Here is a 25632-nt window from a genome sequence, read left to right as displayed (position 1 = left end):
AAAAGCGAGTGAAACAAGTTCACTCGCTTTCCCTATTATTCTGGCAAATTAATCGTTGCTTCCGATGGCTTCGTCTCAACCAAGACTTCACCGTTGTGAATTGAATACAACATTTCAGCACGTTCATTCAACGCGTCGAACCAGTTCGTAGCGTTGAAAATCAAGAAGTTAGCTGGCTTGCCAACTTCAATGCCGTATGAATCTTGTACGTGCATCGTACGGGCACCGTTCTTCGTAATGAAACGGTATGAATTCATGATTTCTGAATAGCCCATAATTTGCGTCGCGTGCAAGCCCATGTGCAAGGCATCAACCATGTTTCCATTTCCCATTGGGTACCATGGATCCTTGATGTCATCTTCACCGAACGCCACATTGATACCTTCAGCGTCCAATTCCTTCACACGTGTCAAACCACGGCGCTTTGGATACGTATCAAAACGACCACCCAAGTACATGTTAATCAATGGGTTGGCCACAAAGTTAATGTCTGACATCTTTAGCAAACGCATCAACTTGTAAACGTAGGCATCATTGTATGACCCCATCGCCGTCGTGTGTGAAGCGGTAACCTTTTCCTTCAAACCGGTTTCAAGGGCCAACGTTGCCATCGTCTCCAAACCACGTGAAGCTGGGTCATCGATTTCATCCGTGTGGGCATCAATCAACAAGTTGTACTTTTGAGCGACTTCAAAAGCGAAGTGCAATGACTCAACTGAGTACTCACGTGTGAACTCAAAGTGCGGAATTGCACCAATCGCATCAACACCAAGTTCGGCGGCCTTGATCATCAATTCCTTACCACCTGGGAATGACAAGATTCCCTCTTGTGGAAAGGCGACTAATTGGAGCGTCATCCAAGGCTTAACTTCTTCACGCAACTCAATCAGTGCCTTCAAAGCAACCAAATCAGGGTCCGTAATATCCACGTGTGAACGAACGAACTGCAAACCGTGAGCAGCTTGAATCTTCAACGCTTGAATGGCACGTTGCTTCACATCTTCATGTGACAACGTCTTCTTGCGCTCTGACCAAATACGGATACCGTCAAACAACGTTCCCGTTTCGTTCCATTCTGGATCACCAGCCGTCATCGTTGAGTCCAAGTGAACGTGAGGATCCACGAATGGTGGAATCATCAACTTATTAGTAGCGTCGATAACTTGTTCACCCGCCTCGGGTGCCAAGTTATCTGCAATTTCTGCAAACTCGCCATCAACGATACGCACATCCTTTGGCTCAGCTGCATTTTCAATTAACACTTGCTTGATTAGCATTTCTTTCTCTCCCTGGAAAAAATTAATGTTGTGAACTGTTAATCGAGTATAACACTTATTTCCTATCTTTTGGATTTAATTTAAAGCCGTAGAAAGTGCTACCTTTAAAGGTTTGCTTGGCCATTTTGCCAACCGCAGTGTAATCTTTCCCACGCTTTGACTTGGCTGGGAAACTAATTTCTTCGCCTGCCAACAGCTTAGTAATCTCTTCGTCGGTAAATTTGTGGCCACTCCATTCCTTAGCAAAGGTAATCTCTTCACCCTTAAATGTCCCAGTCGTCTTCTCGCTCACCTTACGAACCGGCTTAGGCTTGGGTGCCCCCAGCGTTGCCTGCAGTGCTTCAGCATTTGCGACCATGATTGGCATATCGTGTTCAACCACTTGGGTCACGGATTCAAGCAACTTCGGCACCGTCATCTTAAACTCACCGACTTCATCCATTATTTCAAACAAGCGCTTGGTGATTTTTGGCGAGGCAATCCACGTACCCTTTACCATTACTGCTGAGACGTTACCGGTTTCCGTCAATGTTAGCTTTCCCTTCGCCTCACGTAGCATCGCCTTTTGGCCCTTGCCCATTTCAGACAAGGTTGAGACACGCGTCGCACCGGTTCCAACATTATGCTTTTCCAAATAAGCCATAATCCACTTTGTTGATGGGTGTTGTGGTTTCTTGTTCGCACCCTCATGCAGATAAGGGTCGGCCATTGGGCCAAGCGCACCTGCCTGGCCATCCTCATCATCGTCATCGACACGGGTTGCCGCATATGAATCGTAGACCAACTTAAAATTCAACTTAATAGGTAGATTGAACGCCGTCTTGAAGTTGGGGTAATCCTGCAATTCAGCTGTGACGTGGTCATACACGTAATCTTCAGCCAACATCGCCAGATAGTTCTTCGCCAACACTTCGTAAATCGCCATGGCGCTGTCGCCATACTTCTTTAGGCTCTGCACATCAGCTGGCACGTTGGTACCCGGACGGTTCGCACCGTGGGCACCTTGCGCCTTAACGTGAGTTGGTCGCGGTTGACGATGCGTTAACAAGCTCTTATCCACACCAACCAAATCCGCGATGCGATCAACCAATGGCAACAACTCATTAAATTGTTCTGGCGTCACTGTCTTGTCTTCCGTACGTGGGTATGACACAACCTGTGCCTCATACATCTTTTGATACGTTGCCAAGACTTCTTTTGACGCATAACCGCGTGGCGCCAACACAGCCGCCAAACCAGCCAAATCAAGCAATCGCCCCGGTGCTTGCGTGCGCGTCTGGTGCTTTTCATTCACAACTGCACTGCTGTGATATTGCGCCATGTCAGCCTGACCTTCATCCTTGGTCGCAAAGCGCCATGGAATCACATCGCCATCTTTTGTCACGCGACCAAACACGTGACCGGCCGGGTCCTTAAACTTCACTTCATAGTAAGGCGTGCGGACATAGTTTTTAATCGCTTCAAGTTGCTCATAAATCTTCCAAACAATGACTGATTTCAAACGTCCTTCGCGTGCCACCACCTTGTAGCCCGCCTTCTTCGCTGAAGTCGTTGCAATACGAGTTAATTGCATTGACGCAAAGTCCCAACGATTACGGCTCTCACCCTTCAGATAAGCACCGTGTTGATTTTTGTCCGTGACATCAGTCAAATCACGCATGGCCGCCTTGACACTCTTCGGTGATTCATCCATGAAATTAGCGCGCAATACTTGGCCTTTCCAGCCAATTGCATCAATCGCTTCCCATGCCAACAAATCGCCTTCACCAGACGGATCCGTATCGGTCGCGATGACCAACGCATCGTAGCCCTTCTTACTTTCGGCTTTTAATTCATCTAGTAATTTCTTTGAGGATTCAGACTTACCGGTGCGCAGATTACGGCTACGAATATAAGTTCGTTGCCACTTAAAATCGGCCAAGTTCCATGGCATGTACTTTAACGTCCATGACTTGTAGGCCTTCTGCAAATCCGGCGCCACCATTTCTTCCGGCTCCTTGAGCGTCATCACGTGACCACGTAGGTTTGTGATGTTGAAGTTATTGCCTTCAAAGCTACCAACTTTACCGCCCAACGCTTTCACGAAGTTCTGCGCCGCTGATGGCTTTTCCGTAATAATCAAATAATTCGCCATAAAAGCCTCCTCTTGTTTTGCATTAGTTCTATTATACGTGATATGAAGTTAGTTTTAAATTAACATTTTATGTTTATGGGGCGTTACTAGTGCAAATCAAAAAGCACCAGAACTCAAATCGAGTTCCAGTGCTTACTGTTTTACTTCTTAATTAGCTTCGTTGCAACGTAGTAAATCAATCCCGTCAATGCCATCGCCACGAAAGTTACACCAATCGTTTGGCTAATGATGTTCACTGACTTCAAACCGAAGTACAATGCAATTCCAACTGCCCATGAGGCAATCGCAATCCAGTTCAAACCACCGTTGTACCAGTACTTACCATCCACCTTCGTGAATTGGTCAAGTGCATATTGTCCCTTACGGATGAAGAAGAAATCAACCAAGAAGACGGCGATTTCTGGTCCCAAGAACATACCGATGTAGTCCAAGAACAAGATGAAGGCATCCAAGAATGTGGCGAACCACAATGGAATGAATGACACAAGTGTTGCAGCAATCGTTACGATCCACAAGGCTGGCGTTAGCTTTACCTTGTGCCACATGTTTGTCAAAGCAGATCCGGCGGCCATCAAGTTAACCGCGTTGGCCGTTGTTGACGTAATCACGATAACCAACAAAGCGATGATTCCCAAGCCCAACTTTGATGCAATCGTTGATGGGTCTGAGTCGTTTGGATCAAACGCGTTGTTCATCAACGCCGTAGCAATCGTGGCCGTCAAACCGATGAAGGCGAACCAGAACAATCCGATATTCGCACCCAAGAATGACCAACCAGTTGCACCTGACTTACGCTTCGTGAAACGTGAGAAGTCTGATGAAGCCGTTACCCAGGCCAAGTTGAAGGCAGCCAAGATATCAATGGCCGCACCTGATGAGATACGTACCTTTGCTGGTGGGTTCCAAGCGAAGATGTCAGCCAATGAAACGTGTTGGAACACCACGATTGATTCCCATAGCACGAAGATGAAAACCAACACGATTCCGATACGCTCAATCATACGAACTGAACGCTCACCCAATGAGATTGATGCCAAGTGCAACAATGACATGATGATGATTCCGATAACCAAACCAGCCTTACCACCGGCTGTGTAGGCTTGCCAACCGAACAAGTCCTTGAAGATAACCGAAATCGAAATTGCGGCGATAAATGTGTTTGCGGCGGCCCAACCAATAAATTGCACAATGTTAATGATTGATGGAATAAATGAACCACGCAAACCAAATGACGCACGCGTTAATGCCATCATTGGCAATCCCGTCTTGTAACCCATGAATGATGCCAATGCCAACAAGGCATATGAGATCAAACCAGAAATAATCAATGTCGTTGAAGCTGTGTACATACCTGCGGCGGCAATCACACCACCGATGTACCACGTTCCGTTATTGGCATTTGCTCCCACCCATGTGGCAAACATATCCCAATTTGACATTGTACGCTTGTCGGCTGAAATCACTTCAACACGACCGAACTGCTTTTCCATATTCCCCTCCTTGCACCTTGGTTAACCGTTTTATTAAACGAAAAGGCCACTCCGTAACAAAAAATGTACAGAGCGGCCCGTTAAAGTCTACAGTTATCCTTAGTGACGCGCTCTTTGGCCAGCTCTCGGCTGACAGTTAAAAGAACTATTCAAAATTTTCAACTTTGTCTACTATACGGGGTCATATAGGTCATGTCAACCGGTCTTTTTTCAGATTTGCTCCCAAGTGATTGACTCCAATGATGGGAAAATATGAATCATGCGTTCAACTTGTTCAGCATCCAAACCAAGCTCAACCGCCGGCAACAGTGTGCCGATAACTTGCTCAGCGTAGTCACTCATTTCCGTTGCCCCAACCAAATGATGTTGGTCATCAAAAATCAGCTCGTTCTCACCAAATTGCTCATTCATGACATTACGGTACCAGTTCTTTAAGACATCATGCGTTTCAATCTGATACTTATCTGGCTTCGTAATTTGATCCGCTTGCAAACCGACTTTCGCAATTCGTGGTGACGTGAAGACTACTGACGGAATAACCGGATAATCAATCGGTTTCGTCGTATCACCCGCAAACAAATGCATCAAATACTTCGACTCAAAAATCGCTGTCGGCGTTAGCTTAGGCTGCGTTTTATCAATCACATCCCCCGCCGCATAAATATTATCCACAGTCGTTTGCAAATGGTCGTTCACCACAATACCATTTTTGTTGTAAGCGACACCGACCTCGTCGAGACCAAAGCCTTCTACGTTCGGAATACGCCCCGTCGCGTCCAACACCCAATCAGCCGCAACCTTCACATCAGCACCGTCAGTGACGACAACTTGATTACCAATCTTCTCAGCCTTTTTCAAGCTCACATTGCGCAAGAAAGTCACCCCGCGCTTGGTTAAATCCGCAATGATTTGTTCGACGTAGGATTGCTTAAAGCCTTTCAACGCTTGGTCACCGTGCATAATCACCGTTACCTTCGCGCCAGCCGCATTTGCTTGTGTCGCAAATTCCATGCCGATATAACCCGCCCCAATCACGATAACTGAAGCTGGCATTTCTTCTAACGCCAAAAAGTCTTTCGATACATGGAATAGTTCCGTCCCCTCGATTGGCAAATGATGCGACCGCAAACCAGTTGCTACGACAATTTTGTCAGTTGATAGCTGGCGATCACCCACGCGAACCGTGTGGCGATCCTGCAAGATACCGTACCCGTTGATAATTTCGATGCCGACTGCCTCCATGCGACTCACCTTCAAATCAGGAATCCCACCAATCACCGCTTGCTTGTGCTTTTGGTTGGCCGCCCAATCAATGTGTGCGTCTTTCACCGGCAAGACATCCCGCATATTCTCCAATGAACGTAGCATCGCCACTGGTGCGTCTAATGTAATTTTCGGATTACAGCCATAGTTTGAACACGTGCCGCCGATAATGCCATCTTCGATAACTGCAATGCGCTTGCCACGCTTGGCTAGCGGTATTGCACCATCAAAAGTTCCGTGACCAGTCCCCAAATACACAACGTCATAATCGTATTCTGTCATTTTATCGTCCCCCAATCTGATAAAAACATCTCTTAAACGACACCATAGTACCGCTTTTACCCCCTAAATACCAACAAAAGGCCAAGCACGCAAAACGCACTTGACCTTTGTCATTTTTCTATTAATCCACAACTGGACGCCATTGGTGATCAATTGGCATTTCAGTTGACCAACCAATGTATTCAACATCGCCACTACCACGTAGCCATGCCAAAACTTCATCAACCGAATGGAACGTAATGTGTCCATTGCTTGATCCAGTTGAAAGAAATTCTTTCTTGTAGCCATCCCAAATGACAACGTGACCCACGCTACCGTGCGTTTGATCCACAAAGCGGAAGAAAACTGGTACGTAGACGTTTTCTGGGAAATCTTGATTGTTGTACATAACTGGCGCATCGTCAGCGGCCATTGCAGCCGTTGCATAACCTGATGCACCCCCAAAAGCACCCGCAACATATGCCAAGCACATCCAAGCCTCAGCCGGCGCATCAAGATTTGGCTGAATAACCTGCTTGTATGTCTTAGTCGTCTGTTGGCTTGGTGCCGCGGTTCCAGGCACGTAGTTAATCTGCTTGATCTTCATTGTCTTTCCCCCGACCGAAGCAGCTACCGCCTTATTTACTGCTGCTGATGAGACAGCGTTTGTTTTTGTGTCAGATGCCGTGACCGTCACGCCACCCAACGAGCTTAAAGTTGCAACCAAAAGCGCAACCGCAACCTGATTCATCTTTAATCCCTGTTTACTCATAATACTTACTATACGTCATTCACAGTTCAATACAATATCAATCAGATTTTAAGTTTTTTACAAATTTACAACAAAGCAAGTTTTAACAGTTGACTAGATACTTCCCTTAAGAATGCCCATCACAGCCAACAACATCACCACAAACGTTGCAACCGATCCCAATAGTGCCAACCAAGTAATGACGCGAGCGACCGTCCAAACACGGTACCCTTCATAACCTGACGTTTCCTTGCGACCTTGATACGTAAAGAATACAATCACGGCAAAGAGTGACAATACGGCTTGGCCAATGACACTTAGCCATTGCACAAACCCTTGTGGCAAAACGGAAAACAGCATGTAATTACCCAACGCTGCCAAACCAACAACGATTGCTAAAATCACTGACCCCATTACAATTTCTCTCTTTCTGATTACTTAGTAGTTGGCGTATCCACGCCGGCTGATAGCTGAATATCATGTTCTGCTAAGATGAGAATAATCTTCATGTTGATGTCAGCGCGCGTACCCGCCCAGTCTGCACCGTCAACCATCTTAAATTGGGCCGTGGCCATAAATTCGTGACCACGCGTCGTGACTTGATTGATATAAGCCTTTTCACTACCCTTTTCAAAACGATCATCTTCGGCCAGCATGGCTTCAACGTCCGTCATCGCTGCCATCATGTCCTTCGTCTTCGTTGCAATATCCAAATAGAACGTCAACGCCAACTTACGCGTATCCATGCGTGACCAATTTGTAATTGGCTCATTTGATAGCGTTGCGTTTGGCACGATCACCAACGCCCCATCAAACGTACGAACCAACGTTGAACGGAACGTGATATCTTCCGCAATTCCTTCAACAGATGGTGACTTAATCCAATCACCAATTTGGAAAGGCTTCTCGGTGATAAGGATGATACCGCCAAGCAAGTTCTTAATTGGGTCTTGGGCAGCCATCGAAATGGCCAATCCAGCCAACCCTAGTCCGGCGAACACACCGTTCACATTGATGCCCCAATCAGACAAAATCATCGTCACTGTCAACGCCATCACAACGAATTGCAAACTGCGTGTCAAGAATGGCATCACAATTGAATCCAATTCAAAGTTGATGCGTGAGCCCAAGTGCCCCAACAACACCGTTAATGAACCCATCAACTTGTACAAACCATATCCGATACTGAACATCAGCACTGAGCGATAAATCGCGTGTGCGAAGTGTGTTACCAAATGTGGGGCGTGGGCTGTGTGCAAGGCAATAAGTAACCCTGTAAACAAAACAATCACACGAGCTGGGTTCTCAAATGCCATCAAGACATCGGTCCAGCCGGCAAAACGGTCAGGAATGCGCTTCTCAATTTGGTGGAAAATCCCACGCACAATACCGTTAACCAAAACAATTGAAATCACGACAATCAACAAGGCTAATCCCAGTGATTTCCAGTCAAAGCTATAGTGTAGCCAATGCTCAAATAATTTCACGTTAATCTCCTAAAAATATCTATCATTATCTCTCAATTACAAAAAACAAGTATATCAAAAAAGCCGGCATTATGCCGGCTCTCTAGACAAATATTAATATGAATCACCGTTAACAATTGAGTTCTTAACAATTACGTAGTCAACGTAACGCAAGTCCATCAACTCACGGCCCCCGGCGTAAGAAATTGCTGATTGCAAATCTTGTTCCATTTCATTCAACGTATCATCGATGTAGCCACGGTATGGTACCAATAGCTTCTTCCCTTCAACGTTCTTGTACTCACCTTTTTGGAATTGAGATGCTGAACCGAAGTACGTCTTGTACTTGGCTCCGTCCATCTCAATAATTTCGCCTGGCGTTTCCGCGTGACCGGCGAACAAAGATCCAACCATCACCATCGTCGCCCCAAAGCGAATTGACTTGGCAATATCACCGTTGTAACGGATACCACCGTCAGCGATAATCGGCTTCTTAGCAGCCTTCGCGCATAAACGCAATGCCGCCAGTTGCCATCCCCCAGTACCAAAACCAGTCTTCAACTTTGTGATGCAGGCCTTCCCTGGCCCAACGCCCAACTTAGTCGCATCGGCGCCGGCGTTTTCCAAGTCACGCACAGCTTCCGGTGTCGCAACGTTACCAGCAATCACAAAGGCAGCTGGCAAGTTCAACTTAATGTATTGGATCATCTTAATCACAGCATCTGAGTGGCCGTGCGCAATATCAATAGTGATGTATTCAGGCGTCAAACCTGCCGTCTTCAATTGATCAATGAAGTCGTACTCTTCTTGCTTAATACCAACTGAAATTGATGCAAATGCGCCAGCTTCTTGGAAACGACGAACAAAGTCCAAACGCGTCTCCGGTGCAAAACGGTGCATGACATAGAAATAGCCTTCCTTGGCCAACTTCATGGCCAAGTCATCATTGATAACCGTGGCCATGTTTGCAGGCACTACCGGAATCTTAAACCGACGCCCACCAAGTTCAACCGAAGTATCCGCCTCTGAGCGGCTTTCGATGATGCACTTGTTTGGAATGAGCTGAATATCCTCGTAATCAAATACAGTTGAAAAGTCCATTTTATTATCCCCTCGATAAAACAATGTTCGGAATTTGGTTTATTTACCGGTAGTTTCCTTACCCAAGAAATAATTATAACCGAACTTATTCGTAAATCAAGTTGATAATTGTTAATGTTTTGTGTCCTTGTTCGGGAATTAGTGTTAAATCACTGATAGATTGTTAATATCTGGGGTTATTGCTATACTAAACACTGTTAGTAAAACTTTCGGGGTCGTTACGGAATCGACTGGCATTGTTCGTGCTAGCACTGCGTTTAGGGGTTGTGGCCCTATAATCCACTCAGAAGAATTAACTGCAAACAATTCACAAAACACTTACGCAGTAGCTGCCTAAAAAACAGCCTGCGTTGCCTATGCACAGCTTTGATTACGGGTTGCGCTAGGTTTTAAAACTAAGTAATCTGCGCCAACCGTTCGCCACCTGAGGGCTGTTGGAAGAGGATAATCAGGCTTGGTCTAGTTGATCGCCGCGCGGAATGGCGTGCACTAGATGAGATTTAAATTATTCAGCTATGAACGTAGACGTGTTAGTAACGAGATGGTAGGACAGGGGTTCAACTCCCCTCGGCTCCATAGATAGGTTGGCAAAACACCTGTAAATCAACATTTCGCTTGATATATCAACGTTAAGTACACATTTAGGTACACATCAGAAAGTCATATAATTCCGCTAAATGCCGTTGAAATACGACTTAATGTGTACCTAGATGTGTACCTGTGATAATCAATAATCAGGGACTACCAACCGTGTAAATATGTCGCCGTTCACTTGTTGAGCGGCGTTTTTTTGCACTTTTTCGGGGATGAAATTCGTTGCCTATACAAAAAATCTGCCCGTATATTGCCGTAATCTTGCCGTTGTTAGTGGTGGTGACCTAGTAGTGACCGGCACCGGTAGTCCAGATTTTGGCTGTGAGTTTCGTGACGCAGATTTGTGGAGCGACATTGGCACCCCAAAGTTGGGGAACGATAACAAGCCCGTACTTGTTGAATTACACACTCTGTCAGAAGCTATATAAGCACGTTTGAGCGCGCTTTGTTTTGTCCGGCATAATTAGTCGATTGTGTTCTGAAAATTAAATACCCCCGCCCCTGGGTGTCTCAAAAGAAGAGCACACACATTACTGGTTTCTTACAGAAAATATGAATTCTGAAAAATTTTACATAGGGGGGTAACTGTGTTTTGGACTGACATATGAGGCATCAGCATGATGTTAATAGTTAAATAGTGCCCGTACCAACAATTCAAAAAATAACAATAACTGCAGCGTGTTGAAGAGACGGCCGATGTATTTACGTCACTGGTTAATTTTTAATATGATGTGTACCTGTGATAATCAAATAATCAGGGACTACCAACCGTGTAAATATGTCGCCGTTCACTTGTTGAGCGGCGTTTTTTTTTCACTTTTTCGGGGATGAAATTCGTTGCCTACACAAAAAATCCGTCAGATGCAACATATGCCCTTCTGACGGATTTTTAATATTGATTACTAATCACCGATTTGGATTTGTATACTCAAAAGATTAGTTCTACTTATTCAAACCGCTTCTAAAGCGTGTAGTCACATTTATATAGACTTCCGTTTATATTAATTCACTAAGCATATCCGCTATGCCTTTTCGAACTTGACGTTCATCACCTGCAATATAAAATTTAACACCATATAACTTAACCTGATCATTTTCGCCAATCACATCGACACTTTCAGGCGAAATACTCGTTAACAGGTCCTCTTTCCATTGGTCTTGAGCCAGCAATTGGGTACCCTTGGGTTCAATATAAATCTGATAAATATACGACTCATTGGCCAAATACAAGACAAAGTCAGGTAAGAAACCAGCATAGTGAGACACATCTCCAGCAAATTCATGCAATTTTAGCTTAGTATTACGCTCATCACTACGAATGAGGTAAACATCTTTATACTTGTTTTGCAGCTCTTCGACATAACCTTGGATCAGTTCAATTAAACTACGTTCCAATTTATCAACAATAGCCTCGTTATAGACAAACCAAGGTGCCTTTTTATAGTCATAGATTTGAATTAACTCATGAACCCCAGCATCAGAATAGTTAACGGGGACACGCTTCTGATAATCCTGAACGGCATCTTTAATTGGCAACCCAATAAACTTATTGGTTCCGCGTTGGCGCTTATAGTTCATGATTAACATGCGCTGAATATAGGCTAGATATTTTTCAACGACTAATAGCTGTGTTTCTCGACTAAGCACTGCATCTGAACCCATCGATACCGTTGCTTGGATTTCTTTTATTTGCCCCAACCACTGTGCCTCATACATAAACTCCGAGATAGAATTTAGAGTCGGCATATATTTTTTCATGGTATTGAATCTGAAGAAAGGATTCCGTGCCATTGCTTTTTTGACGAGGGCATCATCAATCTTTACCAGTCGTGTCTCATTCATACCAGCAACATTTTGTGTATCAAAGGCAGTTGCTTCTAGGGTTGCCGTCTCAATATTGACGGTAGGCAGTTCCGCAACGGGAACACCGTATTTTGCCAACCCATTGTATTCACTCTCAGGGACATCTTCGACGTCATTGTAATACAGCTTGCCATATTGATAGACATCAGACCGCTTAAATGACGCTTTAACTGTCGTGGTTAAAATATCAAAGTCTTTATCATCGTCAACTTGGAGCTGCATTGCTTCAAATGATTTCGTTAAATTATCAATATATTTTTTATCATTAATCGTGTGATAGTGTAAGGACTCTAATATTTGTAATTCTGGCGTGCTATGGTCAAACCGTCGCGTAAACGATGTTGCCCCCTCATAGACAAAGGGATTGTAGCGCGCACCACGACCAATTAATTGCGCCTCACTATTAGTTTGTGTTGACGTAATGGGTTGCTCCCCAATGCGGACAATATCATACAAATTTAAGACATCCCAACCTTCAGAAAGCTTGGCGACGGCAAAAATAGCTCTAAATGGATTGCTTGGTTCTTCTAGGGTATTTAAATTACGTAAATCATTTAAGTCACCTAAAATCCCATTGCTACTCGTATCATTAACATTAATAGTATTCAGTGGTTGAAAATCACGTTGCAATTCACGGACCAAGCTCCCCATATCAATTGTTTGATAATACGTATAAGCTTGGCGCAAAGTAGATGATTGCGTGGTATTGAGTTGCTTTGCAATAAATTGCGCCAAATCTTCAGTCGTTAATTGATCCAGCATCGTTAAAAATTGATCGCGCGCCGCCTTTGAAACGTCAATTTTATTTGATTTAAAAAGAATAACTGGCTTAAAATCTCGTACACCCGCCTGGATTGCCATGCGCTTACGATATTGTGATAACAACACTGCATTCAGCATCTTCTCGTTATCATCAGCATTGGCTTGCAACCGAGCGATTTTCTTTGAATACCCGGCATTTTGAAACTCTTTTAAATCATATTGAAAAATGACCTTATCACGATATTTTTCGTAAATAGACTCATTATTTAAATCAATCGTAGCCGTGAATTCTAACTGTCGATTATCTTTATTAGCTTGTCGAATACGATCTAAGACATATTCCCACGCTTTATTTTGTTGATCTGCTTTGCTCTTTGTACCGGCAGAAAAATGATGCGCTTCATCAGCTAGAATAATCAACTTCTGTTTCTCTAAATCACCATAAGTTAAACCATTCTCGCGTGGTGTATTTAATTCATTTGCTAAAGTTTGGATCGTTGTTAGCCGCAAGTAAATCACGCCTGGTTCACTGTTTGTTGGAAATCGGGTGACTTCTCGCAATTCAATCGGAGTACCATCAATATTGAGTGGTTGTGAAAAGAGGTACTTTGGTGACTGAACATTCAGCATGTTTTCACGGGTTTTAGCAATCACCGCGTTTGTATTAACGACAAACAGAAAATTTTGATAGCCAAATTCATGGTAAAAATACAGCATATCAGCTGCCATCACATCAGTTTTTCCAGAACCAGTGGCCATATGGAATAACAATTGATTAAAGCGACTGGCAACATTGGCATCCTTTTGCGTGTAATTCAAGTTGTATAGTGATTGCTTTTGATAATCACGTAACTGATGCTTGAGATTGTGCTTAATGTAGTCCGGATAAACAAAGGCGTGTCTGGGTTCGTCATTTTTTAAAAAATCACTCGTATAGTCATTAATCTCATGAACAATTGGTAAGACAAGTTCTCGTGCTTTCTTTTTGGCCATTACAGATCACGCTCCCCATAAAAGCTCTTATTAAACGCAATATCACTCTCAGACATCATCTCTTGTACATCACGATCGCCCATATCACTGTACGCATAATACAACTGATTCTTATCAATGACCTTGACTATCAGCTGCTTTTTCTCAGCCAATGCCATGGCTTGGTATTCAGGGTCTTGTAGGACTTTTTCAACATCAACTCGGAAATCAAAATCAGCGCCACCTTCAATCATGCGATGAACAACATCTTCTAATTGCTTCGTCGTTTCGGCCTGTTGGGCATCTTTGAGATAACCTTGATTCTTTTCCATCAATTCAGCATAGACAAATGATCCGCCGCCCTGCCAATTAACATCTTTAGAGATACCACCTTGTTCGCCAGCAATCACCTTTTTAAGGCGTTCAACAGAAACAGTTTTAATATAATCCATCTGTTCAATCCCAATAAAGCGTCGCTTCATCTTCATCGCGACCGCTTGAGTGGTTGCTGAGCCCATGAAAAAATCAAGGATAAGGTCATTTTGATTTGATCCTAATGTTAAAATTCTTTGTAATAAGGCTTCTGGCTTCGGGGTTGAAAAAACATTTCCTTCAAATAATTTATTAAGATTTTGGGTTGCAGCTTGGTTATGACCCACTTCTGTATAATCCCATATAGTTTGTGGGGTAGTTTTTTGTTTAACATCGGACAAAAATCGTTTAATTCGTGGAGCTGAATCTCCATCTTTTCCGAACCAAATTCTGTTTTCCTTTACTAATTTCTCAAAATTTTCTTTGGATGTTCGCCATGACCTACCTGCTGGTGGATTTACGATACGCCCACTTGGTGTCGTAATAGGATAATCATCTCTTGCATTATAGGTCCTAACAGATACATCACCTGACGTCCAAGGACCTCGTGGATCATTGTCAGGATTTTTATAACGTGAATTCATTTCTTTCGTACGCGGAAGTCCGTTTATTTCAAACTGACTAATGTTTTTTGCATAAGTGACAATAAAATCATGCATATCTGAAAAATAACGTGCATCATTTTGCGGTGAAAATTTTTTCTTCCAAATAACATTGGCTAAAAAATTCTCTCTACCGAATACGGAATCCATTAAAACCTTTAAGTACGCTTGTTCATCGTCATCAATATTAACCCAAATTGAACCATTGTCAGATAATAGTTTTTTAGCAATTTCCAAACGATTAACTATAAAAGTCATCCATGCTGAATGAGTGAAATTATCGTTGTATCCAAAATCTTTACCCGTATTATAAGGTGGGTCTAAATAAATTAACTTAATTTTTCCAGCATAGTTATCTTTTAAACTATTCAAGGCAATCAAATTATTTCCTTTAATAATTAAATTGGTATCATCAAAATTATCAACTGATGTACCATCTAAGTTTTCTTGGTCATACTTAGTAGCATTGACAAATATTTTAGGTTCTAATAATTGATCAATTTCAGCCTTAGCAATCGTTTCATGCAAAAAAGGTTCATCAGTATCTTTTTGATCCTCGTTCGTCATACCAGCTTTTAAAACAGTATCTTTGAATGGAAAATCTAGGACTACGTCAGCAGTCTCATCAATAAACTTACCACCAGCAGTAAGGCCAATTTTATTCTCAAATTTTGTATAGCTATCTTGCCAGTATTCTTTATACGTAAACATTTCAATAAACTGGTTTAGCTTAAACAGTTCTACACTTTTATCATCTATAACAATTGACTCCGTATAGGTATCATGAATTAGTTGATTAGCTAGTAATGCCTTCATCAACATAGGTGTGTACGCATCAAGGTCTTCTATTACTTTATTGCGCTTTAAAGTTCCTTTATCTGAAAAATAGGTGTTACCAAACTCTTTCAAAATGGACTTTGTTGTCTCCATAATCTTTGAATCTAACATTTAATTCCCCTTACTGTATCTCCGCACACTGCTTTTAATCATTTTACATGTATTCACCTTTAAATTATGTTCTTTAACATAATACCCTATGATTATTAGCTATCCCTATTTACTTTGAAAAATAATAATAACTGCAGCGCGTTGAAGAGACGGCACTATTTGATATTCGGTTACTTCCTAAGCAACGTGGGCGGGGGTATAAACGATTTTTAATTATCAATCAGAAATTACTCACAAAAATGTAAAAACGTCTCACACGCGCTCATGCTTCTCACGCAATACGTTGCTCAAAAAAAGGCTCTAAAATATTTGGTACTGATGACCACTCGCTCACGCGATTGGTTGATGGACCTTTTTTGGTTTTTTGGTGTAAAAATTAAAAAGGACAGCCCAGCTGCAACCAGTCTGCCCAAAATACCCTCGAAAGGATAGCCCAACATGGATAACGATATCAGAATTTTAATTGGATTAACAGACTTAGATGTTGATTTTGATCCAAAAGCAGAACAACACTTCAATGAAACTAATCGCAACGGAACCGCTACAATTACTTGGAATCTCCTTCTGACATACGCTACCAACTGCGAAAAATGCGGAACTCCAATGGTTCACAATGGTACCAAAATGGTTACTCATAAAGGGCCACGTAGCGCATTCAAGTTTCAAAACTATAGAATCCGAAAGCAAAAATTTCTATGCAAGAAATGTGGACACACGTCCATTGCGCACCTCACTGACATTCAACCAAACAACCATATCATCGATAAGGTTAAACAAACCGCAGCAATGGAACTAAGTGAAAACGTTAGTCAAAAGCACATCGCCTTAGATAACAACATATCAACGCAAACCGTAATGCGTGCAGCCGAAGGCTTATTCTTTTACAACAAAAAAAATTTCCATTACCTGCCACAAAACATCGCGTTCGATGACTTCAAATCAGGTAAGTTCGCAACTAGTGGAATGAGCATGATTTTAATCGATTCTGTTAACCACCGCATTCTAGATGTCATGAAGGATCGCGGTGCTGGTCAGCTCCGTGCCTATTTCAATCAATACAGTCCAGCAGCTCGAGCTGCTGTTAAAACCATTACTGTGGATTTATTCACCCCTTACAGAGCTATGATTAAGGATTTATTTCCAAACGCAAACATCGTAGCCGACAGATTTCACGTCGTAACTCAAGCATACCGTGAACTAAACAAGGTTCGTATCAGAGTTATGAAACAATTCGGGTCAGACAGCAAAGAGTATCGCCAACTAAAGCGCTTTTGGACACTACTTATGAAGCACGAAACTGCACTCGATTACACGACCCGCAAAAATCGAATCAATTTTAAGCATGCCTATTTAACTGATAAAGAAGTTATCGACCGCCTACTGGCGCTCTCTGATGAACTGCGTGACGCATACGCTTTCTACCAAGGGATTCTTTACGCCATCGAAACTCGTGATGAAGCTGAACTCAAGTCTGTTCTATATCCCACAAAAAATGATGCCCAATACCGCTCATTGCCAAAGGCAATGAAGAAGGTTCGTCGCACTATCCGCAAGCACTTCGACGAAATAATAAACAGCTTTATCTACGGATTCTCAAACGGACCAATAGAAGGTTCAAACAATAAAATCAAAGCAATTAAGCGCACGGCATACGGGTTCCGTAGTTTCAAAAACTTTCGTCTACGTATTCTTATCTCATTCAAGAATAGTTTCTACTCAATGAACTATAAGCAAAAGGCAGCTGATCTCAACAATGTGAAGTCAGCTGCCTAAGCAAGGTTCAAAATATTAAATTTTACCGGTCATCAGTACCATTTGACTTTGAACCTCTTTACAAACGTTTCTAATATATTCATTGTAACAGAAAAAGCCGTGGCACAACCCACGGCTTTCTTATCTGTCTCTTAATTAATACTAATTTTGTGTTTCTGATGGCATAACACCAACTTGCCCACGTACTGAACCAGTATACGTATGATTGGCTTTAACCCCTGACACATTCGTCATGCCAATTTTATCAAAAACGAGCTTAAATGCCCGATTGGCAGTATCTGCACTCACAACAGACTGCATACCTGCTCCAACTGATACCGATTGATCAATCGTCTTATTAGAAACTTACTCTTGACCATCCAATTTGAACGTTGGTTTAAATGCTACCGTACCATCAGCACCTTGCCAGGCATCAGCCGCAACACTTAATGTTGCGCCCTTCATCAAGGTACCACTAACCGTTAAGCCAACAGTAGCATGCAAAACTGAATTTGATGTGCACTCGGACAGATTCACCGTTCCAAATGACAAATCTGTCTTATCCACAGTCACCTTGCTTGCTGGTGTCTCATCACCACCGGACACATCTGTTGACGGCTTCGTTGCTTCCGACTTAGGAACAGAAGTTGGATTGTTCACGACATCCCCAACCTTATCCGCGCCACCAGCGGCTTCGATAACATTTTGCTTATCCGTATCTGACAAATTAGTTAACGCATCTGGCTTATTAACCGCAATCGTCTTCAACGTATCTAAATCCAGTGCACCAGAAAAAGCCAAATACTTAACCAAATCCGGTGTCAACACATCTGGGCTTTGCGCCGCAATGTTCGCAATGGCCTTTGAGTCCACCGCGTCAGGCACCTTCTTCGCAATATCTGCCAAAGTGGCAGCATTACCGTCGTTCTTGGCAATCGCGGTCAAGGAATCCGACGTGATGGCATCTGGCTGCTTCGTCAAAATATTAGAAATGACGTCGCTCCCAAGTGCATCACCACTGTTCTTAGCAATTGCAGTCAAAGAATCCGATGTGATCGCATCCGGTTGCTTTGCCAAAACTGATGATACGACGTCACTATTAATCGCCCCTGCATTATTGGTCGCGATTGATGACAAGGCGTTGGATGTGATTGCGCTGGCGTTATTATTCGCCAAGTTCGTCAACGTCTTAGAATCCAGGGCATCCACGTTTTTCGTCGCGATTGTCTCCAAGACATTCGACGTCACCGCCGTTGCATTCTTATCAACAATGGTTGCCACTGTATCACCTGACAATTGCGGTACAATGGCCGTAAACCCGTCAGAGTTAACCCCTGGCCAACTATTACCATTTGCAATTTGGTTCGTAGCCAGCGCATTAGCTGTTTTATTATCCAACGTCAATGATGCACCACCAGAATTCAACGCACTTGCGATAACATAAGCTGTATTTCCTGAAACATCCAGATTATCACTACCAGACAAGTTAACGCTTCCACCTTCGGACTTAGATGCATTAGAAAACGTGGTTCCGTTGTTGTAACTAATCGACGTGATGTTGTTCCCGGCGAAATTCAATCCAGAAATTTGTGACCCAATACCACTTAAAATATTGTCATCCAATGTCGTAAACCCATTATCGGACAAATCCAAATCTGTAACCGAGCTTGACGTTAACGTGGTTGAACGGAAAAGATAGTAAGCATTGCTATCAAATCCGGCCGTCACCTTGTCCACTCCAATTTGGTTGTCACCCAGATTCAAGGTCTTCAAGTTTGTTAATTGAGGCGTTTGAAGCAACGCCAAAATTCCCATGTGCACAGTGCCGTAATTTGTTTTACTTGGCACCTTTGACAACATCCCCGTCAAATCCAACGTTGTCGCATTCGTGGCAGAATTGATAATTGCCATAAGAATGTTCAAAACCGGCGTTGGATTATAGTACTGGTTGTCTGAATATGTCGGAACACCATTCTGCAAAAATGTTTGTGCCTTAATTTTTCCGTCAGACAAGTTTCCTGCCCCCAACACGGCATCCTTGGTCTGCAACACTTGCGAACCTGGATTCTTTGTTGCATAGTCCATCGATTCTAGCCAATCAGCAACCGCCGCGTTGGCTTTCGATGTATATGTCCCGTCACTATTCTTTGTGCGTGTTGCTAGTGATAGCACCTTGAGGTTTTGAACATCACCGATTGTGAAGTTGTCCACCGTTTTGCCGTCAGCTGTTGGCGTCTTGCCGTCAGACATCAGGCTATTATCCAAAATCGTTTGAACAACTGCTTTTGGAATCTGATAGCTCGTCAACGTACGTGTTGAAAAGCTTGCTGCCGTCACATGATCAGATACTTGTACTTGAGTAAGCTGGGGCAAACCATTTGGCAAAACAAAATTATTAGCGAGTCCACCCAAAATCATTGCTGTTAACATCAAACCAGTAAATCGCTTCATACGTTATTTGCCCCTTCCACTTACTTTCTTCCCATTAGTAAGTTTACTAGCCCAAATAAAGGACATTTCATAAAGTCCCGAAAACTTCCAGGCGCTAGAAACGTTGCTATTACGGGGTTTAGATAAGGGGAACGATGTCCCAAATAATTAAAAACGCCTTTTGATTTCTCAAAAAGCGTTTCATTCATATCATTATTTACTTTTGTTGTGCTTTCAATGATTGCAATTCTGCTTCCAAATCAGCCAAACGATTTGATTCCTTCTTGCGACGCTTCATCATCATGATAACCATGCCAAGCACTAGCGCAGCCAAAACTACAATCGCCGTAATGCCGACCTTGATCATTGTTGGCATACCACCCTTAGCTTGCTTAAGCACCCTATTTAGTGATTGTGCCTTTTTAGCCGTTACGTTAACTTTGCCATCATACGTCGCCTTGAACTTGTAGTGCTGTCCCTTATCATCTTGGTACTGTCCGGCAGGGTCCTTAACGTAGTAGGCCGTTGTGGCAACGGAATACTGGCCAGCTGTCACGTTATCCTTCAATGGTACCGAAAAATTGAAATCAGAATTAGGCGCCATCTGCATATCATCTTGGCTACGTGAATAAGTCTTACCGTTGCGTGAGACGGTCGTTTCAACTGCCAACTGGTTTAGGTAGGTCGCTGCCGTATTACGAAGGTGCACCGCAATGTTCGTCGCACCTTCTTGATTCTTTGCCGTTGCCCCATCAATTGTCAAAGCTGGGTCCCACGTCGTATTTTCATTGCGGGCCAGCACAGCAACGGCATATTGAAGCTTGTTGATAATACCCATGCCTTGTCCAGCAGATGACTTGGTACTATCTTCTGGCGCGAAGATAAGTGCCCCAGCTGTCATACCCGTCAACGACGTCGTTGGCATTGTTAACTTAGCGCTATAAGTAATGGTTTGACCAGCAGGGACCGTCACCTTCTTAGGCGCTTCGACCAAGTCTTTCACATTAACTGCCAATGATGGATCAAGCTTAACTTGATTGGTATATTGCACACTACCACTATCACTAGTAGAAGCAGGAGCGACCGTTGCATCAACAACCATATCCTTCTTAGTTGGATTTTGCAGTTGTACAGTCAACATTCCGCTTTGACCCGGTTGCAATACTAAATCGAAGAAACTCTCTTCTTTATCACGTTGTGAAGGTGCTTGAACCGGTGTCACCTTCAAATTTGCGTCAGCCGCATTCGCTTGGGTTGGGAACGTTACCACTGCGCCCAACAACAAAGCAGCTATCAGCACCACTTTTCTCTTCATGTCTTAAAACCTCTCTCCAGATAAAAAGAACACGTACCTCTAAGCGTAGCATAAAAGTAAGTGCTCTGTATCAATTTTAGTTTTTGTTTTCTGGCTGGCTTGATAGAGTCCAAGTAATTGTATTTGTGTATATTCCCGTACGCATGTTCGTCCCTTTTTGCAATTCAAACGTGTAATATCCAGACGCCACATTATTATCGCCGTTATCTTCTGCGCTACCCTTAGCAATTTCTACTGATTGGCCTTTAACAAGAGTCCCTGCTGGTTTGGCATCATTGCCGTTGACCTTGACACCAGAAATACCCAACTTTCCATTATTATTCAAGACACTAGCACCTATTGGTGAAGAATCTGAACTTTCTGGGATCCAGCCAGCAGCTGTTGCTGTAAGTGTCCAATTTCCACCGTCACCAAGATTGTCTAGCACCGTAAGAGGTGCCATTTCAGTTTCCTTAGAAAATCCAGCATAAGCATCTGAGACACTAGCACTAAAAGGCTCCGGATCCTCCAACCCTGAAAGTGTTAGGTCACCACCTGTGAACGTAACCTTACCCGTTGTTGTTTGACTTGACTTGTTCGTCGTTGAATCTGACGCAACAGTCGATTGTGGTGTTGCGTCAGCGTCAGCGTAGATAGCTGAAGTTGATGCCAATCCCAAGAATGAACCTGCTACAAGAACAGTTGCCACAACTTGTTTACGTGAAATAGCTAATGCCATATCTCTTTACCCCTTATAAATAAGTTCATAATGTAGTGTTTTACGACACTCCTGTCAAAAACCGAAGATGACGCTCGCAGTCATCTGCCTCGCTTGGTTACGAATTGCGGTTATTAATTAGTTGTTCCAGACACCGTTAGACACGGTCCACGTAACTGTCGCCGTTGCAGAGCCGACCTTCATCTCTGAAGTATCTGAATCTGACACGCACATGTGGTCGAACGAAATCTCGAACGGCTTATCATCACTTGGCGTACCCATTGCAACCTGCATTTGACCAGTGGTGCCTTCGTTTGTAGCCAACGTCAAAGCGTTTTGCTGCGTAACACCATTGGTGGTTGTTTCACCACCAAATAGATTATCAAAGTCAGTTGCCTTGATTGCGTCAGTGACCGTTTTACTTGATTCCAGCATCACTTTAGCGTTCTTCATAACAGTACCGTCATCATAAGTAAACGGCTTTGATAGTTGCGCACCGATTGTAATGTTGCTACGTGTCTTACGAGAATCAGTAATGCTAAGGCCAAACTCTCCGGTACCCGACTGCAACTTGGTGTCCCCAATTTTCGCTGTTGCACCCTTCATCGTATCGATGATTGCCGTTTGCAACTTAGCTTCTGGTTGGTTGTCTGAAGTTGAATCGCCTGGCTTAGTGGTCGAATCATCAGGTTTAGTCGTTGGTTCATCTGGCTTAGTACTTGAGTTATCTGGCTTAGGATCATCAACCACCGCCGTCTTGTTACCGTTTTGACTTTGAGACACGTTAACCACCTTATCAACGCTCGTCGTGTCCACAGTACCAGAGGTATCAACCGTACCCATGTTATTATCCTTGATAGCACTGGCAATTTCTTTTGCGTCAGTCTTAACGTCTGCAATATCTTTACCAGTCACTTTAGCAACAGTTTCAGCAGTCAAATCAGCAGCCTTGTCCTTAGTAACCGTGTTCAAAACAACTTGTCCCAAATTACTCAAGTCAGTTACCAGTTGAGTGACAGTTGATGACTGCAAGAAAGTCTTTCCTGAACTATCCGTCTGTTTTTCAAGAGCAGTAATATTGTTCAACAAGTCCGTAATTGTATCAGGCTTAACCAATCCTTGGATTTCTGTACCATCCACGAACGCAGTTGGACCATTCTTAACAGCGTCCGCCATTTCTTGAGTAAATGTTTTACCATTTACAGCAGCGTCGATCAATTTGTCAGCCTTATCCATAACAGACTCAGTCAATGCTGAAGTATCAAATCCGGCTTCTTCCAATGCGCCTTTGTTCTCAGTGACAGACTCGTGAACTTGGTCAACGGCTGTCGCTGTCGTTATGGCTACTTCGTTAGTAGCCAACAATGTCTGTGAACGGGCGTAGAAGTAATCAGATGTTGAACCGTTAATGGCAGCACCTTGGATGATACTCTCAAACGTGTTCTTGGTATCTTTTAGCATTGCAATACTTGCATCAATGTCACTAGTGTCAGCATCAGCCTTGGCAAGGGCATCCTTAACAGAGCTCAATTGCGTAATCGTGTAGTCGGTTAATGTTGACAAGTTAGTCAATTGTGTTTGAACGTTTACAGTTGCAGCTTGGTAATACGTATCAACGGATGTTGAAGCTTGTGGCGCTGCTGGCAAGTCCAGGTATTGAACCGTGGTAAATGCTAAATCAGGGTTAGCCTGAATTTTTTCCTTCATTGAAGTAGCAATTTCACCGTATGTCTTACCTGTGGCTTGGGCAACGTCGTCAGAGTGCTTTGCATAGTATTGCATCAACTCTTCTTGAGTCAATGGCGCAACATAGTTTGACACAGTTGTGTTATTGTCCAATTTATTTTGTGAAATTTGCCCGGAATCCAAAGCTGTCTTAATTTCAGGTACCTGCTCAGGCAGTAGTTTTATCACGTCCTGGTGAAGCATAGTAGCTAGCTTGTCGTCGTCAGCTTTCTTTTGTGCGTCAGTCTTTTCAGTACCGTCAGCATTAAAGTCAGAAGCCAAACGAGCTTCGTCGGTCGTATATGGTACCTTAACGTTATATGTTTGACCGTTGATACTCAAAGTGGTCAACGTAACGTCAACGGCAACCGATGCATTACCTGAACCGATCAAGTCAGCAGATTGCAACAGCTTTTGGTAATCGGCGGCGGCTTCAGAGACCTTGGCCTTACGAGCAATTTCGTTAGTCAAGTTCTTAACCTGCGTCGCAAGCTCACCGTCAGGATCGTTAGCAATCAACATTTGTGAAACCGGATTACTCAAGATATTATTAACGGTTTGTACGGCAGAAGCTGTAGAGTTGTCGACATACATAATCTTTGTTGAATAACCGCCAGCTGTGTCGTTAGTTGTGTTACCAGTAAGGTTCATGTATTCAATAGATGATGGTTTTTTCAAAAGTTGAACATCATCACTACTAATTTTCAATTAACTACCCAACATGAAAAAATACCAGCAACCGGCGCTGATGTCAAGATTATGGACAGTTTTTTTTTGGCACCACAAGGTGCCGCTACCCCGAAAAATTTTCAAAACCCAGATTTCAGCCTACAATGGCGTGATTTCTGGGTGTTTTTGTAGGTGGAACAGGGCTCAGCCCTGCCGTTGAGAGAAAACGAGTGGTATAGATTGTGAACCGGCCGGATTTCACAAGTTGTAGCGTGCGGTAAATAAGCCTTCACAAGGCGAATTTTTGAAATTCACAAGTGACGGCTTATAAACTGTGTCGTACCGGCTGGTGCCGATAATCGAGATTAAGTAAACCAGACATTGGTCTAGGCGGTCTGAAGCCAATCAGTCCGTGAGTTGATGCGACTGTTGTTGTACCAGTTCACGTACCACTCGACAGACACCCGGACATCATCAATGGTCCTGTACTCTTCGTGATAAATCATTTCGCGCTTGATGAGCGAATGGAAGCTCTCGATACGAGCATTATCGTAAGGATGACCCTTACGGGAGTAAGAGTGCTTTATTCCAGAGTTTTGCAACGTTCCTTCGAACAGACTGGAAACAAACCACACAGCCTGTAACCTGCATTGTATCAAGGGTTTCAGCGTTTCATCGTTCGTCAGTCACCCACTTAGTCACCCACTAGCAACAAAAAAATCAAATGCGAGTGTCCTTGCTCTGTTAGCTGGTTAGCATCTAAGCCATGCTGCCGACTTTTATTGTGCCCTCAAAATCTGCCCGTATATTGCCGTAATCTTGCCGTGGTTAGTGGTGGTGACCTAGTAGTGACCGGCACCGGTAGTCCAGATTTTGGCTGTGAGTGTCGTGACGCAGATTTGTGGAGCGACATTGGCACCCCAAAGTTGGGGAACGATAACAAGCCCGTACTTGTTGAATTACACACTCTGTCAGAAGCTATATAAGCACGTTTGAGCGCGCTTTGTTTTGTCCGGCAATTAGTCGATTGTGTTCTGAAAATTAAATACCCCCGCCCCTGGGTGTCTTAAAAGAAGAGCACACACATTACTGGTTTCTTACAGAAAATATGAATTCTGAAAAATTTTACATAGGGGGGGTAACTGTGTTTTGGACTGACATATGAGGCATCAGCATGATGTTAATAGT

The 25632-nt window shown here is 43.4% G+C and carries 17 protein-coding genes and 1 other RNA gene; 2 read left to right on the top strand and 16 right to left on the bottom strand.

Annotation, left to right across the window (positions count from 1 at the left end; all coding sequences use genetic code 11):
• Window positions 1-35 precede the first annotated feature (35 nt).
• The 8 genes from codA to ACAW68_02260 all read right to left on the bottom strand — a co-directional run bounded on the left by codA (window position 36) and on the right by ACAW68_02260 (window position 9743).
• The gene (gene codA / locus ACAW68_02295; GenBank protein ID XGA16419.1) at window positions 36-1277 is read right to left on the bottom strand and encodes a cytosine deaminase; all 1242 of its coding nucleotides are present in this window, start codon (window positions 1275-1277) and stop codon (window positions 36-38) included.
• A gap of 55 nt (window positions 1278-1332) precedes the next feature.
• The gene (locus tag ACAW68_02290) at window positions 1333-3411 is read right to left on the bottom strand and encodes a DNA topoisomerase (protein ID XGA16418.1); all 2079 of its coding nucleotides are present in this window, start codon (window positions 3409-3411) and stop codon (window positions 1333-1335) included.
• Window positions 3412-3551: 140 nt separating this feature from the next.
• Window positions 3552-4901 carry a cytosine permease gene (locus ACAW68_02285; GenBank protein XGA16417.1) on the bottom strand — a complete coding sequence of 450 codons (1350 nt, stop codon included), beginning with the start codon at window positions 4899-4901 and terminating at the stop codon, window positions 3552-3554.
• 210 nt (window positions 4902-5111) lie between these two features.
• On the bottom strand, window positions 5112-6446 hold the full coding sequence (locus tag ACAW68_02280) for an NAD(P)/FAD-dependent oxidoreductase (protein XGA16416.1): 1335 nt from the start codon (window positions 6444-6446) through the stop codon (window positions 5112-5114).
• Window positions 6447-6567: 121 nt separating this feature from the next.
• Window positions 6568-7176 (bottom strand): hypothetical protein, encoded by a 609-nt coding sequence (locus ACAW68_02275; GenBank protein XGA16415.1) that lies wholly within the window; start codon window positions 7174-7176, stop codon window positions 6568-6570.
• Window positions 7177-7290: 114 nt separating this feature from the next.
• A complete protein-coding gene (locus ACAW68_02270; protein ID XGA16414.1) occupies window positions 7291-7590 on the bottom strand; it encodes a hypothetical protein in 300 nt (99 codons plus the stop codon).
• A 20-nt stretch (window positions 7591-7610) separates the two neighbouring features.
• Entirely contained in the window at window positions 7611-8663 is a 1053-nt protein-coding gene (locus tag ACAW68_02265; GenBank protein ID XGA16413.1) for a mechanosensitive ion channel family protein, read from the bottom strand.
• 93 nt (window positions 8664-8756) lie between these two features.
• The gene (locus tag ACAW68_02260; GenBank protein ID XGA16412.1) at window positions 8757-9743 is read right to left on the bottom strand and encodes a GMP reductase; all 987 of its coding nucleotides are present in this window, start codon (window positions 9741-9743) and stop codon (window positions 8757-8759) included.
• Between the two features lie 211 nt (window positions 9744-9954).
• Here ACAW68_02260 and ssrA point away from each other — a divergent pair.
• Window positions 9955-10322: a transfer-messenger RNA gene (gene ssrA, locus ACAW68_02255) on the top strand.
• A gap of 1011 nt (window positions 10323-11333) precedes the next feature.
• Here the strand turns inward: ssrA and ACAW68_02250 are convergent.
• Both ACAW68_02250 and ACAW68_02245 read right to left on the bottom strand, forming a co-directional pair.
• The gene (locus ACAW68_02250) at window positions 11334-13955 is read right to left on the bottom strand and encodes a DEAD/DEAH box helicase family protein (GenBank protein ID XGA16411.1); all 2622 of its coding nucleotides are present in this window, start codon (window positions 13953-13955) and stop codon (window positions 11334-11336) included.
• Window positions 13955-15856: a DNA methyltransferase gene (locus ACAW68_02245; GenBank protein ID XGA16410.1), complete on the bottom strand. Its 1902-nt coding sequence runs from the start codon at window positions 15854-15856 to the stop codon at window positions 13955-13957. The genes ACAW68_02250 and ACAW68_02245 overlap by 1 nt, the downstream gene beginning before the upstream one ends.
• Before the next feature lie 438 nt (window positions 15857-16294).
• On the opposite strand from ACAW68_02245, the gene ACAW68_02240 reads away from it, so the two are divergent.
• Window positions 16295-17629, top strand: coding sequence for an ISL3 family transposase (locus ACAW68_02240; protein ID XGA16409.1), 1335 nt, complete (start codon window positions 16295-16297; stop codon window positions 17627-17629).
• A 141-nt stretch (window positions 17630-17770) separates the two neighbouring features.
• Here the strand turns inward: ACAW68_02240 and ACAW68_02235 are convergent, their stop codons facing one another.
• From ACAW68_02235 to ACAW68_02210, 6 genes are all read right to left on the bottom strand, one after another.
• Window positions 17771-17929 (bottom strand): hypothetical protein, encoded by a 159-nt coding sequence (locus tag ACAW68_02235; protein ID XGA16408.1) that lies wholly within the window; start codon window positions 17927-17929, stop codon window positions 17771-17773.
• A 45-nt stretch (window positions 17930-17974) separates the two neighbouring features.
• Window positions 17975-20059, bottom strand: a complete 2085-nt coding sequence (locus ACAW68_02230; GenBank protein XGA16407.1) for a hypothetical protein — start codon at window positions 20057-20059, stop codon at window positions 17975-17977.
• Between the two features lie 196 nt (window positions 20060-20255).
• A complete protein-coding gene (locus ACAW68_02225; GenBank protein XGA16406.1) occupies window positions 20256-21353 on the bottom strand; it encodes a WxL protein peptidoglycan domain-containing protein in 1098 nt (365 codons plus the stop codon).
• Between the two features lie 76 nt (window positions 21354-21429).
• Window positions 21430-22071: a hypothetical protein gene (locus ACAW68_02220; protein ID XGA16405.1), complete on the bottom strand. Its 642-nt coding sequence runs from the start codon at window positions 22069-22071 to the stop codon at window positions 21430-21432.
• Between the two features lie 117 nt (window positions 22072-22188).
• The gene (locus ACAW68_02215) at window positions 22189-24453 is read right to left on the bottom strand and encodes a hypothetical protein (protein ID XGA16404.1); all 2265 of its coding nucleotides are present in this window, start codon (window positions 24451-24453) and stop codon (window positions 22189-22191) included.
• Between the two features lie 377 nt (window positions 24454-24830).
• On the bottom strand, window positions 24831-25079 hold the full coding sequence (locus ACAW68_02210) for an integrase core domain-containing protein (protein ID XGA16403.1): 249 nt from the start codon (window positions 25077-25079) through the stop codon (window positions 24831-24833).
• Window positions 25080-25632: the final 553 nt, after the last annotated feature.

The sequence above is a fragment of the Weissella confusa genome, from assembly GCA_041871065.1.
GTDB classification, from domain to species: Bacteria; Bacillota; Bacilli; order Lactobacillales; family Lactobacillaceae; genus Weissella; species Weissella confusa_A.
The sequence above is the reverse complement of the archived record's forward strand: the minus strand, read 5'-3'. Positions and strand labels throughout refer to the sequence as shown.

What these genes read in the sequence shown, in the direction of transcription:
- ACAW68_02220 (XGA16405.1), bottom strand. Translation starts at nt 22,071, where the DNA reads ATGGCATTAGCTATTTCACGTAAACAAGTTGTGGCAACTGTTCTTGTA.
- ACAW68_02235 (XGA16408.1), bottom strand. Translation starts at nt 17,929, where the DNA reads ATGCAGTCTGTTGTGAGTGCAGATACTGCCAATCGGGCATTTAAGCTC.
- ACAW68_02225 (XGA16406.1), bottom strand. Translation starts at nt 21,353, where the DNA reads ATGAAGAGAAAAGTGGTGCTGATAGCTGCTTTGTTGTTGGGCGCAGTG.
- ACAW68_02240 (XGA16409.1), top strand. Translation starts at nt 16,295, where the DNA reads ATGGATAACGATATCAGAATTTTAATTGGATTAACAGACTTAGATGTT.
- ACAW68_02285 (XGA16417.1), bottom strand. Translation starts at nt 4,901, where the DNA reads ATGGAAAAGCAGTTCGGTCGTGTTGAAGTGATTTCAGCCGACAAGCGT.
- ACAW68_02275 (XGA16415.1), bottom strand. Translation starts at nt 7,176, where the DNA reads ATGAATCAGGTTGCGGTTGCGCTTTTGGTTGCAACTTTAAGCTCGTTG.
- ACAW68_02250 (XGA16411.1), bottom strand. Translation starts at nt 13,955, where the DNA reads ATGGCCAAAAAGAAAGCACGAGAACTTGTCTTACCAATTGTTCATGAG.
- codA (XGA16419.1), bottom strand. Translation starts at nt 1,277, where the DNA reads ATGCTAATCAAGCAAGTGTTAATTGAAAATGCAGCTGAGCCAAAGGAT.
- ACAW68_02260 (XGA16412.1), bottom strand. Translation starts at nt 9,743, where the DNA reads ATGGACTTTTCAACTGTATTTGATTACGAGGATATTCAGCTCATTCCA.
- ACAW68_02290 (XGA16418.1), bottom strand. Translation starts at nt 3,411, where the DNA reads ATGGCGAATTATTTGATTATTACGGAAAAGCCATCAGCGGCGCAGAAC.
- ACAW68_02245 (XGA16410.1), bottom strand. Translation starts at nt 15,856, where the DNA reads ATGTTAGATTCAAAGATTATGGAGACAACAAAGTCCATTTTGAAAGAG.
- ACAW68_02230 (XGA16407.1), bottom strand. Translation starts at nt 20,059, where the DNA reads ATGAAGCGATTTACTGGTTTGATGTTAACAGCAATGATTTTGGGTGGA.
- ACAW68_02270 (XGA16414.1), bottom strand. Translation starts at nt 7,590, where the DNA reads ATGGGGTCAGTGATTTTAGCAATCGTTGTTGGTTTGGCAGCGTTGGGT.
- ACAW68_02280 (XGA16416.1), bottom strand. Translation starts at nt 6,446, where the DNA reads ATGACAGAATACGATTATGACGTTGTGTATTTGGGGACTGGTCACGGA.